Here is a 1,062-nt window from a genome sequence, read left to right on the forward strand (position 1 = left end):
GGTCGTCCAGCGACCCCGGTTTGGAGGGGACGAAGGCTTCCAGCGTTCCGTGGTTGACCGCGTGGATATGGTCGAAGTCCTTGTCTGCTGCGCCTTTTACGGCCCGCGCTTGGCAGTTGATACGCTCGTCATCCCGCTTGATGTGCTGGCACGAATCGTATTTTTTCGCGGCTTCGTAGATGGCCGCTGCTGATCCAGTCAGGCCGGAATAGCCGCCGTTGCGTACCGAGTCGTAGACCTCCTTCCATCCGGCCGGCAGATAGTCCTTGAACTTCGGATCGTTGAGGATGGCGCCCAAATTGCGCGACCCGGTAAGCGCCTCGTATTGCTGCTTCATCTGGTCGAGCTGCGCCTTGAGTTGGCTGATTTGCTCAACGTACTTGGCAATATCTTCGACGTGGTTCATCACGTCCGTTGCGATGCTGGCCGCGTCCGTGACGGGGATTTGGGCGCTGGCAGAGCCAGCCTTAACGAGCATCCAGCCCGCGACAATGCAAACGGTAAGTACCTTGATGGAATTCATTTTGCGCCACTCCTTTTCAGTGAAGGAGCGGGCACGCTGGCCGTTCTTTCCGACCTGTCCGCCGGCTCATTGCGAGCGTCTATTCCCGGCTGTCAGGGCTTTCGCCCGTACCCCGTTGGGGTGTGGTCTATGCGGTGCGTCTATCCGCACTGTCACGGCTTCCTATCTTCCTGCCGTTGGGAGGGCATCAGCCCTGCGCCCGGTGCATCATGGGCGGTAGCGTCCCGCTACAGTTGGAACCAAAACACCATGTTTTGACTCCCGAATTTTACTACTTTGGCATTCCGCTTGCAGTGGTGACAACCAGATCCAACCAGGTGCGGCGCCGTGTCACCAAAGGGGCACAAGTGCCCGGCCTACTATCGGCTGCGGCCCTGGTCATCACGGTTCGTTCGCGGGCGCGTGGCCTCCCGCTGCTGGTCTTGACTCCGCCCGGCTGCACGCACCGCCTCTAGTTCTACCTGGTGGCGAGTCGTCACCGGTGGCATGGATTGCACGAAGCCGACGATATTCAAGGCCAATTGCTTGTCGGCAACCTC

General features: G+C 59.7%; 2 protein-coding genes. Both read right to left on the bottom strand.

Annotated elements, in window-relative coordinates:
* Positions 1-523 (bottom strand): P-type DNA transfer protein VirB5 (gene virB5 / locus ACK4TH_RS12110; RefSeq protein WP_409626805.1); only part of this gene is annotated, 523 nt, incomplete at its 3' end.
* Positions 524-882: 359 nt separating this feature from the next.
* A partial coding sequence (locus ACK4TH_RS12115; protein ID WP_409626807.1) for a hypothetical protein occupies positions 883-1,062 on the bottom strand: 180 nt, incomplete at its 5' end.

It is taken from the genome of Tepidimonas sp. (assembly GCF_046292505.1).
Classification (GTDB): Bacteria; Pseudomonadota; Gammaproteobacteria; order Burkholderiales; family Burkholderiaceae_C; genus Tepidimonas.